We start from the raw sequence: 17479 nt of genomic DNA, 5'->3' as shown, positions 1-17479 counted from the left end.
TTAATTTTTTATCCATTATTGACTGCCGGTGGCCTTTTTCAGCGCCAGACGGGCAGTAATGCGCAGCCGCAGCAAGCGCCATAAAATCCACACCAGCGTGGCGGTGGCAATGCCAGCCGTCAGAAGATAAGTATCGTTGTAAGCGAGAATATTTGCCTCCAGCGTGCTGGCGTTCTGCAGCTGCAGCGTGGACTGCACGCTCACCAGCGCATCGTCGCCAATCAGGCTGCGGTACATCTGGCTGTAGATCTGCAGGCGCTCGTTGACCAGCGGATTCAGGCTGGTGAGCTGCTCCGCCAGCAGGCTGGAGTGGTACTTCTCACGCCAGGTCTGGAAGGTGCCGAGAATGGCCGACCCCAGCAGGCCGCCGATGTTCTGGCTCATGCCGAACAGCACCGAAAAACTGACCAGGTTACGCGGGTCGGCAATCACCCCGCCAATCCCGGCCAGCATCGCCGGGGCGAGGAAGAAGGCGCTGCCGAACCCGAGCAGGAACTGGCTCAGCATCAGCTGATCCGGGCGGGTGAGGCTGGTGGACTGGCTGTCGAGCAGCGAGGCGATAATCATCAGCACCAGCGAGGTGATAATCGGCCAGGCGAGCTTTGTGGGTTTGATGGTCAGGCAGCTGGCGGCGATACCGCAGGCGATCCCGGCAAAAATCGACCACGCCAGATGGGTCATCTGCTCGTTTTGAAGGCCGACATACTGCAGCCAGCCGATCACCCCGGTGTTCTGCTCCGCCAGCACGATGCGGATCAGCAGCATAATCAGCCCCAGGCGCACAATACTGCCGCTGGAGAGCCAGCGCGTATTCAGCAGCGGGTTGCTGCGGTTATGCTCAAAAACGATGGCCGAGACAATCAGCACCAGCGAGCCCGCCAGCGCCCAGCCGATCCACGGCGCTTCAAACCACCAGTCGAGCCGCCCCAGGGACAGCACCGCGCACAGCAGCGCCATGCCCGGCGCCAGCAGAATAAAGGTGATGAAGTCCTTCTTCTCGAACACCTTGCGCCGGTCGCCCGGGGGCAGCTTGAGGGCGATCACGCAGCCCAGCGAGATCAGCGCCAGACCGAGCTCAAAGAGATACAGCCCGCGCCACTCGTCCAGCTGCAGCAGTTCGGTGGAGAACAGCCGCGCAATAGGGATCGCCAGCGAGGAGCCGGTGATGCCGATGGTCAGGGCTTTGAGACGGTGTTTCGCCGGCCAGGCCTGGATCTGATAGTAGATCCCGAGCGAGCTGAGCGCGGCGGCCACCATACCGTGGGCCGCGCGCACCATCAGGGCCGAGCTGAGATCGTTAACAAAGAGGTGAAAAAAGGTCACCAGCACATACAGCACCAGGAACCCTTCGGTGAAGGCGCGCAGGCCAAACTGCTGGCGAAACTTCACCAGCAGCAGGTTGATCGACACGTTGGTCATCACGTAGACCGCCGGGAGCCAGGCGATCTCGGTGGACCAGGCGGCAAAGGTGCCCTGCAAATTTTGCAGGTTGGCGGCGACCATCGCATTGCCCAGCGCGCCGGTCAGACAGACCAGTAATCCCACCACGCCATAGGCGATACGCTTCGGGGTGCTGTGCACCGGCGTGGAGGGGGAGCCTAACAGCATCGGCTTTTCGTGAGGCTGCCACTCGCGAGGAGCATAGGGGTCGCGTTGGGGCAGGCGCATAGCGATAAATACCTGTGATATGAATGAATAGTTAGTGGGCTAATGATTCTACGTCTGACGCAATGTCTGATTCAAGTGAATATGATAACGGCGGGTTAAGCAAATGTGAGAGGGAAGTTCAGGAAAAAAGCGGCCAGCAGGGCTGGCCGCCTGAGGATCAGAGTTGGTTCGTTTGCGCGTTAATCACCGGGGCGCGCTTCACCCGACTGGCGCAGAAGATGGCAATCAGCGAGATGGTCACGGTCACCGCCAGATACCAGGCCACCGGCACCCAGTCGCCGTTATATTTCGCCAGCAGGCCGGTGGCAATCAGCGGCGCGGTACCGCCCGCCAGCGCGGCGCCCAGCTGATAGCCGAGGGTGATGCCGGTATAGCGCACGTTGGCAGTGAAAATCTCCGAGCACAGCGTGCCCAGCACCGCGGTGACCGGGGCCCACAGCACCCCGAAGGCGATCACCGTCGCCAGCACAATGCCCCAGGTGGTGCCGGTATTGAGCAGCATAAACCACGGCACGATAAACAGGCCGAGGATAAAGACGCTGACGGCATACATCCGCTGGCGACCGACCTTATCCGACAGCAGCCCCATCAGCGGGATCATCACGGTGGCGACCAGCGCCCCGAGGGTGACCGCCTCCAGCGCCTGCGACTTCTGGTAGCTGAGCGTCGTGGTGGCGTAGCTCACCACAAAGGTTGAGAAAATGTAGAACGGCGCGGTTTCAACCACCTTCAGCCCGGCGGCGATCAGCACTTCGCGCCAGTGGTATTTGAGGGTGTCGCGCAGGGGGGCTTTAGCCACCTTGCCGGAGGATTTCACCTTCTTGAACTCCGGCGTTTCGTCGATATCCTTGCGGATCCACAGGCCCAGCAGCACCAGCACCGAGCTCAGCAGGAACGGAATACGCCAGCCCCAGGAGAGGAAATCCTCCTCGCTGAACAGGGTCATCAGCGAGACGATAAAGGTGGCCATCAGCATGCCGATGGTGACCCCCGCCTGCGGGATGCTGCCGAAGAAGCCTTTACGCTTTTCCGGGGCGTATTCATAGGCCAGCAGCAGGGCGCCGCCCCATTCGCCGCCGATCCCCATCCCCTGAATGATGCGCATCAGGATCAGCAGGGCCGGGGCCCAGAGGCCAATCTGCTCATAGGTGGGTAGCAGCCCAATCATCACGGTTGCACCCCCCATCAGCGACAGGGTTAAGACCAGCGTTTTCTTGCGCCCAATGCGATCCCCGATGTGGGCGAATATCACGCCACCAATGGGGCGGATAAAAAAGGTTAATGAGAACGAAAGATAGGACAAAATCAGGCCGATGACCGGGTCGACCATCGGGAAGAAGATCTTATTAAAGACCAGCGCGGCGGCCGTGCCGTAGAGAAAATAGTCAAACCATTCAATGGCGCTGCCGGTAAGGCTGGCGACCAGCACCTTCTTATTTTTACGTAGAACTGCGGCACTGCTTTCGTGTTGTTATGTCATAACCGTGATCCCGCCCAGTGGATGATGAAGCGGGTGACACCCGGCGCGCTTCGGGTGCAACCCGATAAAGGAAAAAGGTTGTCGAATTGTTAAGCAACTTAGGGAGGGCTGTTACTTTTGGCAAGCGGCGAAATGTCAAAACTGGTCAGATCACGGTGAAATAAGCAGCTATCGATGCTGACAGGTGCGATATTTCTGGCGCTTAATTTTTTTATCAGGGTAGATTGCAGCATATAATGCAGGTGCAACCTGCTGATTTTTGAACGTTTCTGGTTATTTCAGTTTAATGACTATTCTTATAAGGTAACTGCCGATTTGGCTTTCAGAGGGATCCTCTGTTAAGCGACGGCCCGCGCGTTACCCTGAACGTAAATGCTGCAAGGAGGTAACGATGAGTCTCACGATCTTCCCATCCCTGCCGGATAAAACCCTGGCTGCGGTGAATACCGTCGGCCACTGGCTTGCCGAAGATAACCTGCCTTACAATCCGCCCGCGCTCCGGGGCGACCTGGTGGTGCTGGCCGGTAACGCGGTGATCCCCGCCATCGACGCGGCCTGCCGTCTGGCGTCGGAGCTTGCCGTGCCGTTGCTGATCAGCGGCGGGATAGGCCATTCCACCACTTTTTTATACGCCGCCATTGCGCGACACCCGCGCTACAACAAAGTACGCACTACCGGCAAAGCCGAAGCCACCATTCTGGCGGAGATCGCCCGGGAGTTCTGGCATATTCCGCCCGAGCGCCTGCTGGTGGAAGACCAGTCCACCAACTGCGGTGAAAATGCCCGCTTCAGCGCGGCGATGATCCAGCATCACCATCTGCCGGTGAAGCGCGGGATTGTGGTGCAGGACCCGACCATGCAGCGCCGCACCATGGCGACGTTTGCCCGTGTCTACCGCGATAAACCGGATGCCCCGGAATGGACCAGCCACCCAGGCGTCGTGCCGCAGCTGCAAAACAGCGATGACGGTCTGGCGTTTCGCGGCGGCGGTAAGGGGCTGTGGCCCGTCGAACGCTATCTGTCGCTGGTGCTGGGTGAACTCCCGCGCCTGCGGGATGACATTAATGGCTACGGCCCGCTCGGCCGGGATTTCATTGTACATGTGGATATTCCTGCCGAGGTGGAGGCTGCCTGGCAAATCCTGCGTAATGACGCCGTCCTCACCGAGGCGCTGGCCAGCCGCTCTCTGCTGTAACGCCTTGCCCGTTTGCGCTGAGTTTCACGCAAACGGGCAATCCTCTGTTGCCGGAATGTAATATTTTTCTCCTGCTGACCCGTTTCTTTTATGAGATGTCTCACAAAAACAGCGCGGTACGCTGGGATTGAGGATCGGGATCTGTAGTTTTTAACAATAATTTTACTTGTTAAAAACAGTGCAATTACAGGAGCGAGTCATGACAGTACCCGTACAACATCCTATGTATATCGATGGACAGTTTGTTGCCTGGCAGGGTGATGCCTGGATTGATGTGATCAACCCGGCCACCGAAGAGGTCATTTCCCGTATTCCCGACGGTAGCGCTGAAGATGCCCGCAAGGCGATTGACGCTGCCGAACGCGCCCAGGATGCCTGGGAGGCGCTGCCTGCCATCCAGCGTGCGGGCTGGCTGCGTAAAATCGCCGCAGGCATTCGCGAGCGCGCCAGTGAAATCAGCGCCCTGATCGTGGCCGAAGGCGGCAAGATCCAGCAGCTCGCCGAGGTCGAAGTCGCCTTCACCGCCGACTATCTCGATTACATGTCAGAGTGGGCGCGTCGCTACGAGGGCGAAATTATCCAGAGCGATCGTCCGGGCGAAAACATTCTGCTATTCAAACGCGCGCTTGGTGTGACCACCGGCATTCTGCCGTGGAACTTCCCGTTCTTCCTGATTGCCCGCAAGCTGGCTCCGGCGCTGCTGACCGGCAACACTATCGTTATCAAGCCGAGCGAATTTACCCCGAATAACGCCATTGCCTTCGCCAAAATCGTCGACGAAATTGGCCTGCCGAAAGGGGTCTTTAACCTGGTGCTGGGCCGGGGTGAAACCGTAGGCCAGGAGCTGGCGGGCAACCCGAAAGTGGCGATGGTCAGCATGACCGGCAGCGTGGGCGCGGGGGAGAAGATCATGGCTGCCGCCGCGAAGAACATCACCAAAGTGTGTCTGGAACTGGGCGGTAAAGCCCCGGCCATCGTGATGGACGATGCGGATCTGGAGCTGGCGGTGAAGGCGATTGTCGACTCCCGCGTCATCAACACCGGGCAGGTATGTAACTGCGCCGAGCGCGTGTATGTGCAGAAGGGCATTTACGACCGCTTTGTAAACCGCCTGGGCGAAGCGATGAAAGCGGTGCAGTTTGGCAACCCGGCCGAGCGCAACGATGTCGCCATGGGGCCGCTGATCAATGCCGCAGCGCTGGAGCGCGTAGAGCAGAAAGTGGCTCTGGCGGTAGAGCAAGGGGCGAAAGTGGTGCTGGGCGGTAAAGCGGTGGAAGGTAAAGGCTATTTCTATCCGCCAACGCTGCTGCTCGACGTGCGTCAGGATATGACCATCATGCACGAAGAGACCTTCGGTCCGGTGCTGCCGGTGGTGGTGTTTGACACCCTGGAAGAGGCGTTGAAGATGGCCAACGACAGCGACTATGGTCTGACGTCCTCTATTTACACCCAGGACCTGAACGTGGCGATGAAAGCCATTAAAGGGCTTAAGTTCGGCGAAACCTACATCAACCGCGAGAACTTTGAAGCGATGCAGGGCTTCCACGCGGGCTGGCGTAAATCGGGGATCGGCGGGGCCGACGGCAAGCACGGTCTGCACGAGTATCTCCAGACCCAGGTGGTTTATTTGCAGTCGTGATAAACATGCCCGGTATTTCTCCCTCTCCCTGTGGGAGAGGGCCGGGGTGAGGGCATCAGACCGCACAATCATCAACATGCCCGGCGGCGCTGCGCTTGCACGGGCCTACGTGTCCGATGCCGGTTGTTGGTTTTGTAGGCCGGGTAAGGCGAAGCCGCCACCCGGCGTTACAGGTTTACACCTTCGTCGAAATCCAGTTCATCATCAATTCCGGCCAGACGGCGACCGGCAGGCCCTGGGCATCGCGGATGCCGAACCCGTGTTTCCCACGCTCGAACAGATGCATCTCAACCGGTACCCCCGCGCGGCGCAGGGCGCTGTACATCGCCAGGCTGTTCTCAACTTTTACCGCCGGATCGTCGGCAGCGTGCAGCAGGAAAGTCGGTGGAGCGTCGCGGGTCACCCGCGTTTCCAGCGAATAGCGCTGGATCTGCTCCTCGCCAGGGTTATCGCCCATCAGCTCATGCCGTGAGCCCGGGTGGTAATGTTCGCCCTGCATGGTGATCACCGGATAGACCAGCGCCATAAAGGCCGGTCGGGCAGAGCACTCGTCGACGGCGTCAAGCGGGGCGTATACCGCGTCGTCATGACGGGTGCCGAGACTTGCCGCCACGTGGCCGCCCGCCGAGAAGCCCAGTACCCCAATGCGCGCCGGGTCCAGCTTCCACTCCCGGGCGCTGGCGCGAATTACCCGCATGGCGCGCTGCACGTCCGCCAGCGGCGCGTCGGCTCCCTCTTCATGACCGTCTCCCGGCATACGGTAGGTCATCACAAACAGGGTATAGCCGCGTGCGTTGAAGAAGGAGGCCAGCGCGCTGCCCTCTTTATCCAGCACCACGCGACGCAAGGAGCCGCCCGGCGCCACCAGAATGCCGACGCCGTTAGGTTTGTCCGGCGCATACACGGTTATCTGTGGCGAGCGGATGCCGGTAACGGCGCGATCGTAGTCGGAGGTGCCGGTGTGGCGGGGTTCGGGGGTAAAAACGGCGTCGCTGGTGCGCGCGCCGGGCGCTTCAGGGGTGGGCCAGATACTAAAGGTTGCCGAGCGGCCAACGGCCTGCGCCATGTTCTGTTCTAATGTTTCGCGGCTCAGTGCTTCCATAATAACGCTCCCTCTCTGGAAAGCGTTTGTTATATCAGGGTTAACGAATTGAAACTCTGAACGGATTCACAGGATGCGGACAGCAGGGCTGTCCGCAATGTGATTAAAGCGCAGCGAATTTATCCAGGGTACGCACCAGCTGGGTGACAAACCCGTACTCGTTGTCATACCAGGCCACGGTTTTCACCAGCTGGACGTCGCCCGCGTCGGTGACCTCCGTCTGGGTGGCATCGAAGACTGACCCAAAGTGCGAGCCGATCACGTCGGAAGAGACAATCTCCTCATCGGTATAGCCAAAGGACTCGTTGCCCTCGGTGGCCTTTTTCAGCGCCTGATGGATCTCATCCACGCTCACTTTTTTCTCCAGAATCGACACCAGCTCGGTCACGGAGCCGGTTTTGACCGGTACGCGCTGGGCGTGGCCTTTCAGCTTGCCGCTCAGTTCCGGGATCACCAGTCCAATGGCCTTCGCCGCGCCGGTGGTGTGCGGAATAATATTTTCCGCCGCAGCGCGGGATGCGCGCAGATCTTTGCCGCGCGGGCCATCCACCAGCGCCTGGGTGCCGGTATAGGCGTGGATGGTGGTCATGGTGCCAGCCTTGATGCCAAAGGCGTCGTGCAGCACTTTCGCCAGCGGGGCCAGGCAGTTGGTGGTGCAGGAGGCGACAGAGATAATGGTGTCGCTGGCCTCGATGGTGTCGTCGTTGACGTTAAAGACGATGGTTTTCATCTCGCCGGCCGGGGCGGAGATCAGCACTTTTTTGGCACCCGCGTCCAGGTGGGCCTGGGATTTCTCCTGCGAGGTGTAGAACCCGGTGCACTCCACCACCAGATCCACTCCGGCGGTTTTCCAGGGGATGTTCTTCGCCTCTTTCTCGGCATAAACCGAAATGGATTTGCCGTCGACGATCAGCGAATCCTCCGTGAAGTCGACGCTCCAGGGGAAGGGGCCATAGTTGGAGTCATGTTTCAACAGGTAGGCCAGCACCTTCGGCGACGTCAAATCGTTAATCGCCACCACGCTATTACTGTCCTGAGTTTCCAGCAACCGACGAAGAACCAGTCGGCCAATACGACCAAAACCGTTAATGCCAATCATACTCATGATCCTCTCCTGTGTGGACGTACGGTAGGGTGAACTCATCCAGGATTAGACCATGAAGCCCAGCGAGGCAATTGAAGATGGCTCATCTGCGCGGAAGTTTTTGAAAAATCGGGGACAATAATTAATGAATTTTTAACTGAAGCTGGTTATTTTACGTTTTTTGGCATTCTTTCAGGAAATACTTATGCGCAACAAATATACCGGCCTGCAAATTGCGATTCACTGGCTGGTTTTTCTGCTGGTGATCGTCGCCTACTGTGCCATGGAGTTTCGCGGCTGGTTCCCCCGCAGCGACCGTCCGCTGATTAATATGATCCACGTGTCGTGCGGCATTTCCATTCTGGTGCTGATGGTCGCGCGTCTGCTGGTGCGCCTTAAGTATCCCGCGCCGCCGATCGTGCCCAAGCCAAAACCGATGTATATCGGCTTATCCCACCTGGGGCACCTTGCCATCTATCTGCTGTTTATTGCGCTGCCGCTGATTGGCCTGGTGATGATGTATAACCGGGGCAATACCTGGTTTGCGTTCGGGCTGGGAATGCCGCACGCCGCCGAATCGAATTTCGATCTGGTGGATACGCTGAAGGCCTGGCACGTCACCCTGGCGAACCTGGGCTATTTTATCATCGGGATCCACGCCTTTGCCGCGCTACTTCATCACTACTACTGGAAAGACAACACCCTGCTGCGCATGATGCCGAAAAAGCGCTAAGGGCTTCCCGTGTCCCCTCAACTGCGCAAGGTGCTGTTTGCCACCGGAATTGGCCATTTTGTTGAATGGTTCGATTTCGGGCTATACGGCACTTTAGCCGCCCTGATTGGCATGCACTTCTTCCATGCGGAAGATCCGCTGACGGCGCTGCTGTCGTCGTTTGCGGTTTTTGGCGCCGGGTTTGTGATGCGCCCGCTGGGCGGACTGTGGTTCGGATCGCTCGGCGACCGGATTGGCCGCCGCAGGGTGCTGGCCACGGTGATCCTGCTGACCTCCGGGGCCACTTTTTTAATCGGACTGCTGCCGACCTTTTCCCAGGCGGGGCTGCTCGCCCCGGTGCTGCTGGTGCTGGTGCGGCTGGTTCAGGGATTCGCCGCCGGGGGCGAGAGCGCAGGGGCCACCACCTTTCTGGCGGAGTATGCGCCTGCCCATCGCCGGGGCTTCTTCACCTGCTGGATAGATAACTTCGGCTTTCTGGCCTTTGTGGCCGCCTCGGGCCTGGTGCTACTGCTTACCTCCGTGCTGGGGGAATCGGCGATGAACGACTGGGGCTGGCGCATTCCGTTTTTGCTCGCCGGTCCGCTGGGCTGGATTGGCCTCTGGCTGCGAACCCACCTTGAGGACTCCCCCGAATTCCTGGCGCTGAAGAAAAGCCATAAAACGGAAGCCGCGCCGCTGCACACGGCGGTCACCACCGAGCGGCGCGCGCTGCTCTTTTGTATCGGTTTTGTGGCGATCAAGGCGGTAGGGCACTGGATGTTGCAGGCCTTTATCCCTGGTTACCTGGCGACGGAACTGCGCTTCCCACAGGAGCAGGCCTATTTCATCACCACCCTCGGTCTTTTAGCCATTGCGGTGATGATCCCTTTTATGGGCTATCTGTCGGATAAGTTTGGCCGCAGGCCGCTGATGCTGGCGGGCTGCATCGGGTTTATCCTCGTGAGCTGGCCTGCGATGGCATTGATGGCGCAGGGCGATATCTTCGCAGCAATACTGGCGATGCTGCTGCTGGGGATCTGTATTGCGCTTTTTGATGGTGCCAGCAGCGCGGCCATGGCGGAGCTGTTTCCTACCCGCATTCGCTTTGGCAGCATCGCCATCGCCTATAACGTGGCGGTGGCGTTTTTTGGCGGCATTACGCCCTGGTTCTCAACGTATCTGCTGGTCGAAAGCGGCAATCAGCACTCGCCAGCGCTGTTTATCATGGCGGCGGCGCTGATCTCTTTCCTCACGGTGCTGCGGGCGAAAGAGACCGCCGGGCTGCCGCTGCGCCCCTGAACGCGGCATAAAAATGCCCGGCGGGGAAGGCCGGGCAAATAACAAAGCACAACAAATGTTGCATCACTTAACAGCTGATTACTTCAGAAGATCCCGGTGCGCGATGGCGTTAACGAGATAGGACTGACGCTGACTGAGCCTCACTTCACGGTCAGCATCCTGACTCCCGACGATATTGAGCGCCGGTCCACGATCCGGTGCACTATCCGGTGAACGGGTACGCTCAGCATCACCCGGAATTATCCAGCCGACATCGTCACGGGTGCGATGATTATTGCGTGCGTTACGAACTCTTCTTCTTAAATGCATCATATAACCTCCGCGTAATTTATCGGGCTGCATTTACAGGAATGGTGTTAATTACCGTTCTTTACGTTTCTGAATATATTGTCTGACATATTCACGTCAGTGGAGAATATATTCAGATGATTACGCAGCGGGTTTACGTCCGCCGCCTCGACTATTTTGTCCGCCTTTTTTTCCCGCTTCGGATGCCCGCTGCGGATCGTTTTTGAAGTTACCGCCGCTACTCTGTCCGCCTTTACGGCCCGCCTGGGATGCACGCTCCCGGTCTTCTGCGAAATTGCCGGAACCGCCTCGATGCTTGGTCATAACATGTCTCCAGATTTTTCGTTAAGAATATATATTGCAAGAGGTGATAACCTCTTCAAATGCGTGCACAAATAACTGTAGACAGAACGGTTAAAAGGTCAATAAGCCTCCCGATGCGTTTTTTTTCTGTTCTTAACCAGCTCTTTAAATATTTTTACCGGCGAACGAAAATATATCCTCGCTAATAAGTAAGTTAGCAAGGCTTATATGTCTGACGAATAATTGCAGGGCGAAGGGAGATGTTTACAGATTGCTAAAATAATTCCCTCAGTCATCAAAATTAAGACTTGTCTTATCGGCTCTGCTCCAGCTCTATAGCCGCTCTGACCTGCTGCAACGCATGGCGTAACGTCTCAACCGATACCGACCCGAGGGCGACGCGGATCGCCTGCGGCACCGTGCCGGAGGTGGAGAAAGGCTCTGCGGTGGAGACGGAGATGTTGTTGTCCATCAGCGCCTTCACCACCCGATCCGCCCGGGCCTCATCCGCCAGCGGCAACCACGCGAAGTAAGAGTTGGGATGGGTAATGCAGGGCAGATCCTTCATCACCGTGTTGAGCACTCGCTGCCGCTGCCGGGCATCGCGCCTTTTCAGGGTTTCGAAGCGGGCCACGGTGCCGTCCTGGATCCAGTGGCACACCATGGCGGTCATCACCGAAGGCGTGTTCCAGGTGGTGGCCCGTATGGCGCGCTCCAGCGCCGGACGCAGCGCAGGCGGGCAGACCACCGCCCCGACCCGCAGGCCGGTGGCCACGTTTTTTGAAAATCCGGTGACGTAGACCGTGCGTTCCGGGGCCAGGCTGGCAACAGGCGGCGGCGGACGGCGGATCAGCCAGCTGTAGGCGGTGTCTTCGACAATCAGCAGATCGTGCTGCCGGGCGATGTTCGCCAGCGCCTGACGCTGGTCGCGGTCCAGCACCCATCCCAGGGGATTATGCAGCGTGGGCATGGTGTAAATGGCACGCACGTACCGCCTCTGGCAGATCTGGCGTAACGCGTCCAGGTCGGGGCCGGTCGGCGTGGCGGGAATGGCAACCAGCTCAAGGTGATACAGCGCCGCCAGCGCCTTAAAGCCCGGGTAGGTGAGGGCATCCACCGCCACCACGTCGCCGGGCCTGAGCAGCCCCATCAGGGCGATGGTCAGGCCATGCTGGGCACCGTCCACAATCAACAGGTTATCTGCCGAAGGTTGAAAGTGTGGCCCGGAGAGGTGTGCGGCCACGATCTCCCGCTCCGTCTGCCTGCCCGCATGCGGCTGATAGCGCAGGTGCGATTCAATATCGCCGACGCCTGCGATCTGCCTGAGCGCTTCCCGGAGCAGCTTTCCCTGACCCGGCAGGGCGGGATAGTTAAAGTTCAGATCCAGCACATCGGTGGCGACCGCCTGCTGGTCGATCCCCAGCCCGGACGGCAACAGGATCTCCCTGACGAAGGTTCCCCGCCCGGTTTCCCCGCTGACCAGCCCCATCTTCTCCAGCTCGGCATAAACCCGCGTGGCGGTGGCCAGCGAGATATGTTCCCGGGCGGCGAGCGTCCGGTGGGTCGGCAGTCGGGTGCCTGCCGTCAGCGTGGCGGAGCGGATCTGCTGCGCGTAGCGATCCACGATGGCTTTATAGCGGGCTTTCATCAAATGTATCCATGACAATAATTTGATTGTATCGGATTGGCGAGACTACCATCCGCTCAACAGAGGCTCAACACGTGAGGTAAGGGTAATGAATAGTGCGGGAGATAAAACCTCGCTTTCGGGCTGGCTGAATGGCCTGCTGGGGGTGGTGATTTTCAGCGGGTCCTTGCCCGCCACGCGGATTGCGGTGCAGGATTTCGATCCCTTTTTCCTGACCTTTGCCCGGGCCTCTCTTGCCGGGGCGCTGGCCCTGGTGCTGATCCTCGTGTTACGGGAAAAACGCCCGCCCGCCACGCAAATCGTGCCGCTGATGGTTGTCTCTCTGGGCGTGGTTGTTGGCTTTCCGCTGCTGACCGCCCTGGCGCTCCAGCACGTTACCGCCGCCCACTCGATTGTGTTTCTTGGCCTGCTGCCGCTGATGACCGCCATTTTCGCTGTGCTGCGCGGCAAGGAGCGGCCTGCCAGAGCCTTCTGGATCTTCTCGGTGCTCGGCAGTCTGCTGGTGGTGGGTTTTGCGCTGTCGCAAAGTGCCGCGCTCTCGTTAACCGGCGATCTGCTGATGCTGGCGGCGGTGGTGGTTTGCGGCCTGGGCTATGCCGAAGGGGCGGCGCTGACCCGAGAATCCGGCGGCTGGCAGGTGATCGGCTGGGCGCTGATCCTGGCGCTACCTTTCATGGTGGTTGCCTCCTGGCTGACAATGCCTGCATCATTCAGCTCTGTTGGTATATCGGCCTGGACCGCGCTGGGCTATGTGTCGCTGTTCAGCATGCTGATCGGTTTTATCTTCTGGTACAAAGGGCTTGCCCGGGGTGGGATCGCCGCCGTTGGGCAGCTGCAGCTGCTGCAACCCTTTCTGGGGCTGGGGCTGTCCGCCACGCTGCTGCATGAGAGGGTCAGCCCGGTGATGCTGTTTATCACCCTGGGCGTGATTTTATGTGTGACAGGTTCGCGGAAATTTTCCCGATAATTTTATAAGGAATTCAGGATGTTTACAGGTCTGAGCGCATTTCCCCTGACCCCGCTGGTGAAGGGTGAGATCGATGAAAAAGCCTTCGTGGCGCTGATTGAAGCGCTGGCGGCGGCGGGGGTGAATTCCATCGGGGCGCTGGGCTCTACGGGGAGCTATGCCTATCTGACGCGGGAGCAGCGTTTTGCCGCCACCCGGCTGGCGGTAAGCGCTGCCGCAGGCGTGCCGGTGATGACCAGTATCGGCAGCGTCAACGCGGAAGAGATCCTGAGGCTGGCAGACGATGCGCAAAAAGCCGGGGTGAGCGGTCTGCTGCTGGCACCGCTCTGCTACCAGAAGCTGACGGCGGAGGAGGTGTTCCGCCTGTACGAGCGCGTGTGCGGTGAAATCTCCGTTCCGCTCTGTATCTACGACAACCCGGCCACCAGCGGTTTTGACTTTACTGATGAGCTGCTGGTGGCGCTGTCGGCGCTGCCTGGTATGGGTTCCATAAAGCTCGGCTATATTCCGGCGGATCCGGCGGAGGCTTCCGCCCGCGTGACGGCGCTGAAAAGCCAGGTGGCAAAAGGGGTGACGATTGGCATCAGCGGTGATGCGCAGTCGGCAGCCGGTCTGCTGGCAGGATGTGACGTCTGGTACTCGGTGCTGGGTGGGCTTTTCCCGGATTATTGCCTGCGGTTGACGCAAGCCGCGCTGCGGGGGGATGTGGAGGAAACCCGGCGGCTCAACGACGCGCTGGAGCCGTTGTGGGGGTTCTTCCGTCGGTACGGGAGTTTGCGGGTGATTGCGACGGTGGCGGAGTTGACGGGCAGGGTTGCGGCGCCGTGTTTGCCGTTTCCGTTGCAGACGCTGGTGGGGGAAGAGCGGGAGGCGCTGGGACAGGTTTGTCGGCCCGCGCAAGCGTAGCGCCGCCGGGCGGGGTTTATTCCCTCTCCCCTTTGGGGAGAGGGTCAGGGTGAGGGGAACATGCGGATGCGGTGGTGGTTCCGTTCACCATAGTTTCCTTGCCGGGTGGCGGCTTCGCCTTACCCGGCCTACGAATTTTTGTAATGCCGCCGGGCATGGCACCTTAAAAACTCATCGCCAGGCCGATCCCATATCCGCTGGTATTCTGACCAAACATGTAGCGCGCCACCAGGCGCGTGCGGGTGACAAAGACCGGATACTTGCTGCTGTCCAGCTCGATACCTGCCCCAACTGAACTCAGGCTGTTAAACCCGAGCCTGCCGCGCTGCTCGCCCAGATATTCCGTATGCGCGCCTTCCAGCACATAGCGCACCGGGCTTTTTAACAGCGTCCAGTCGGAGATGGGCGCGCGACGGCGCAGGTACAGGCCGAGGTTCTGGGTGTTCGCATGCCCGTCAACGGCATCGGAAGTGCTGCCGAAGGTTTGCAGGCGCATTGCCGAGTAGCGCAGTTCTATATCGATATCCTGGGGTTTTGATACCAGTTCATAGTCGAGCATCAGCGAACCGCCGGTGCCGTAAGCATTCAGCCTGCCGCCATCCAGGAAATCATAATCCGCGTGTCGACGTCGCTCGATGACCCAGGCCCCGATGCGCGCATCGCTGGCCATGGTGCCCAGCATCACATTGGCTATCGGGCGCAGGATCAGATTTCCGCCCCAGCGATCGCGATGAAGATGGAAATCCCAGCCAATTCCCCCGGTACCGGTCAGGCTGTTCCAGCGGGTGGGGATGCGCCGTGTTTCCGTGCCATTACTTACCACGAATTGCGGGTCGTAACGGCTGTAACCCAATGCCCCTTCAACGTAAATCGGGAAGGATTCGCTCAGGGTGGCGCCGCCGCCAAACTGCGTGATGGTGAGTTCGTTACTTTCATTGCTGCCGGTGCCAATATTCAGGTCGCTGGCGGTTACGTCAGGAACCACCATATAACTCATTAACGTCAGGACGGCATCCGCGCGCTGTTTTATCCGAGGGTTATCCACCGCATATCCCGCCGGGCTATAAACCATCGTGGCAGTCAGCATTAAAAGAAGACCGGGAAAAGCCACACGCATAACGCCTCGCCGCTTCAGCCAGCATAGGGGTTAATTAACTATAGAGCAGGAGAGTTTTTTTCAGAACCGCCGGACGGCAGCTGATGAACCTTTCAAGAGGGCATACCGATACTACATCAGCGAGATATTTTTATATTATACAAAAAGTTAAAAATAAAAGAGGTTTAAAAATTTCATCTCTTCTTTAGTCGCTTTTTTCGATTGATTTGTGCTTTTGGGAGTAAATAACAGATGAATTCAATGAAGCGACAATTAGACGCAACGATACACTAGCGAGAACGATAACTCGCATGTTGTGAATTTAAACTAAATTTAATTAATTATTTAAAATCATTAAGTTAAATATTTTTCTTCGTGTGGTGCTGCTATTTTTTATCCATTTTTAAATGTTTTATTTATGACAATTGCTCCGTTCATCAGTAGGTTGCCTATACTTTTTTTGCCTCTAATGAAAGGAGTTCCACCATGCTCAAATCCGTTCCATTCAAGCGGACAGTGTTGGCCAGTATGCTAACGCTTGCATCGAGTGCAATTACCGCAGCCTATGCAGCACCCGCTTCATCTACAACCACGGCTCCAACTGCTCCAGAGCAAAATAATTCAAAACCCAATATTGTCGTTATTTTTGGTGATGATGTGGGTTACTGGAACCTCAGTACTTATAACCAGGGCATGATGGGTTATAAGACGCCAAATATCGACAGTATTGCCAATGAGGGGGCGAAGTTTACCTCCTATTATGCCGAGCAGAGCTCAACGGCCGGGCGTTCGTCCTTCATCACCGGGCAGATGCCGTTCCGTACCGGGATGAGTAAGGTGGGCATGCCGGGCGCGCCTCAGGGTCTCAGCAAAGACGATCCTACCATCGCCAACATCCTTAAACAGCTGGGCTACGCCACCGGGCAGTTTGGTAAAAACCACCTCGGTGACCGGGATGAGTTTTTACCTACCGCCCACGGGTTTGATGAGTTCCTCGGTAACCTTTACCACCTGAATGCCGAAGAAGAACCTGAGAACCCGGACTACCCGAAAGATCCTACATACCGTAAACAGTTTGGTCCTCGCGGCGTGATCAAGAGCAGCGCCGACGGCAAAATTGAAGATACCGGACCGCTCACCATCAAGCGTATGGGCACCGTCGATGATGAAACCCTCGCGGCCAACAACGACTTTATGGAGCGCCAGGTTAAGGCCGGTAAGCCTTTCTTCACCTGGTACAACACCACCCGCATGCACAACAAGACGCACCTGAAAGACGCCAGTATTGGGGCGACAGGGCTCGGAACCTATGCCGATGGCATGGTTGAGCATGATAAGACGGTAGGTGAAGTGCTGAAGAAAATTAAAGATCTCGGCATCGAAGATAACACCATCGTGGTCTACACCACCGACAACGGCCCGATGCTGGCCACCTGGCCTGACTCGGGGATGACGCCGTTCCGCGGTGAGAAAAACACCGGCTGGGAAGGGGGCTTCCGCGTCCCTGCAATGATCCGCTGGCCGGGCCATATCCAGCCGGGTACGGTGATCAACGATATCTTTGGCAGTAATGACTGGTTCCCGACTCTGGTGGCCGCTGCGGGTGTCCCGGACATCAAAGAGCAGCTGTTAAAAGGCTACAAAACCACCTCCATGACCTACAAGGTTCACCTGGATGGTTATAACCAGCTCGACTTCCTGCAGGGCAAAGGTGAAGACCCGCGTAAAGAGTTCTTCTACTGGAGTGATGACGGTGACCTGCTGGCCATCCGTTACGGCCGCTGGAAAGCGCACTTTATGATTCAGGAACATACCGGCATGGACGTCTGGCGCTATCCGTTTACCGTCCTGCGTGCGCCGATGATCTTCGATCTGGAGATCGACCCGCTGGAGAAAGGCGATACCGGTATGGATTACAACAACTGGTTCTACAGCCGTCTGTTCCTGTTGGGCGGCGCGCAGAAATACGTTGGCGAGATGCTGCAAAGCTTCCAGGAGTTCCCGCCGCGTCAGAAACCGGGCTCGTTTACCGTTTCCGACGTCCAGTCGCTGATTGAGCAAGGCGCGAAGAGTAATTAATTGTCGTTAAACC

Annotated in this window: 15 protein-coding genes; 7 read left to right on the top strand and 8 right to left on the bottom strand. The window is 58.2% G+C overall.

Features of this window, described 5'->3' with window-relative positions:
* Positions 1 to 15: 15 nt before the first annotated feature.
* Positions 16 to 1668 carry an MFS transporter gene (locus tag FHN83_RS24570; protein ID WP_039028531.1) on the bottom strand — a complete coding sequence of 551 codons (1653 nt, stop codon included), beginning with the start codon at positions 1666 to 1668 and terminating at the stop codon, positions 16 to 18.
* A 157-nt stretch (positions 1669 to 1825) separates the two neighbouring features.
* A complete protein-coding gene (locus FHN83_RS24565; RefSeq protein ID WP_139565257.1) occupies positions 1826 to 3097 on the bottom strand; it encodes an MFS transporter in 1272 nt (423 codons plus the stop codon).
* Positions 3098 to 3539: 442 nt separating this feature from the next.
* Here FHN83_RS24565 and FHN83_RS24560 point away from each other — a divergent pair, with 442 nt between their 5' ends.
* Together FHN83_RS24560 and aldA are read left to right on the top strand one after the other, a co-directional pair.
* Positions 3540 to 4343 carry a YdcF family protein gene (locus FHN83_RS24560; RefSeq protein WP_139565256.1) on the top strand — a complete coding sequence of 268 codons (804 nt, stop codon included), beginning with the start codon at positions 3540 to 3542 and terminating at the stop codon, positions 4341 to 4343.
* Positions 4344 to 4542: 199 nt separating this feature from the next.
* Entirely contained in the window at positions 4543 to 5982 is a 1440-nt protein-coding gene (gene aldA, locus FHN83_RS24555) for an aldehyde dehydrogenase (protein ID WP_039028534.1), read from the top strand.
* Between the two features lie 175 nt (positions 5983 to 6157).
* Here aldA and FHN83_RS24550 read toward each other — a convergent pair whose 3' ends face one another.
* Positions 6158 to 7084, bottom strand: coding sequence for an alpha/beta hydrolase (locus FHN83_RS24550; protein ID WP_138369129.1), 927 nt, complete (start codon positions 7082 to 7084; stop codon positions 6158 to 6160).
* A 103-nt stretch (positions 7085 to 7187) separates the two neighbouring features.
* Entirely contained in the window at positions 7188 to 8189 is a 1002-nt protein-coding gene (gene gap / locus FHN83_RS24545; protein WP_139565255.1) for a type I glyceraldehyde-3-phosphate dehydrogenase, read from the bottom strand.
* Positions 8190 to 8373: 184 nt separating this feature from the next.
* Between gap and cybB the strand changes: the two genes are divergently transcribed.
* Both cybB and FHN83_RS24535 read left to right on the top strand, forming a co-directional pair.
* Positions 8374 to 8901 carry a cytochrome b561 gene (gene cybB / locus FHN83_RS24540; RefSeq protein ID WP_039028537.1) on the top strand — a complete coding sequence of 176 codons (528 nt, stop codon included), beginning with the start codon at positions 8374 to 8376 and terminating at the stop codon, positions 8899 to 8901.
* A 9-nt stretch (positions 8902 to 8910) separates the two neighbouring features.
* A complete protein-coding gene (locus tag FHN83_RS24535) occupies positions 8911 to 10179 on the top strand; it encodes an MFS transporter (protein ID WP_255296474.1) in 1269 nt (422 codons plus the stop codon).
* 78 nt (positions 10180 to 10257) lie between these two features.
* Here FHN83_RS24535 and FHN83_RS24530 read toward each other — a convergent pair whose 3' ends face one another.
* From FHN83_RS24530 to FHN83_RS24520, 3 genes are all read right to left on the bottom strand, one after another.
* A complete protein-coding gene (locus FHN83_RS24530; RefSeq protein WP_139565254.1) occupies positions 10258 to 10491 on the bottom strand; it encodes a hypothetical protein in 234 nt (77 codons plus the stop codon).
* 117 nt (positions 10492 to 10608) lie between these two features.
* Entirely contained in the window at positions 10609 to 10791 is a 183-nt protein-coding gene (locus tag FHN83_RS24525; RefSeq protein WP_039028538.1) for a general stress protein, read from the bottom strand.
* A 292-nt stretch (positions 10792 to 11083) separates the two neighbouring features.
* Positions 11084 to 12418, bottom strand: a complete 1335-nt coding sequence (locus FHN83_RS24520) for a PLP-dependent aminotransferase family protein (RefSeq protein WP_139565253.1) — start codon at positions 12416 to 12418, stop codon at positions 11084 to 11086.
* A gap of 88 nt (positions 12419 to 12506) precedes the next feature.
* Between FHN83_RS24520 and FHN83_RS24515 the strand changes: the two genes are divergently transcribed.
* Entirely contained in the window at positions 12507 to 13385 is an 879-nt protein-coding gene (locus tag FHN83_RS24515; protein ID WP_139565252.1) for a DMT family transporter, read from the top strand.
* A gap of 18 nt (positions 13386 to 13403) precedes the next feature.
* A complete protein-coding gene (locus FHN83_RS24510) occupies positions 13404 to 14291 on the top strand; it encodes a dihydrodipicolinate synthase family protein (RefSeq protein WP_139565251.1) in 888 nt (295 codons plus the stop codon).
* 163 nt (positions 14292 to 14454) lie between these two features.
* Here FHN83_RS24510 and FHN83_RS24505 read toward each other — a convergent pair whose 3' ends face one another.
* The gene (locus tag FHN83_RS24505) at positions 14455 to 15378 is read right to left on the bottom strand and encodes a hypothetical protein (RefSeq protein ID WP_255296473.1); all 924 of its coding nucleotides are present in this window, start codon (positions 15376 to 15378) and stop codon (positions 14455 to 14457) included.
* 495 nt (positions 15379 to 15873) lie between these two features.
* On the opposite strand from FHN83_RS24505, the gene FHN83_RS24500 reads away from it, so the two are divergent.
* Positions 15874 to 17466: an arylsulfatase gene (locus tag FHN83_RS24500; protein WP_139565249.1), complete on the top strand. Its 1593-nt coding sequence runs from the start codon at positions 15874 to 15876 to the stop codon at positions 17464 to 17466.
* Positions 17467 to 17479: the final 13 nt, after the last annotated feature.

The organism is Leclercia adecarboxylata (assembly GCF_006171285.1).
Lineage (GTDB): Bacteria > Pseudomonadota > Gammaproteobacteria > Enterobacterales > Enterobacteriaceae > Enterobacter > Enterobacter barmai.
This window is presented reverse-complemented; position numbering and strand designations above follow the sequence as displayed.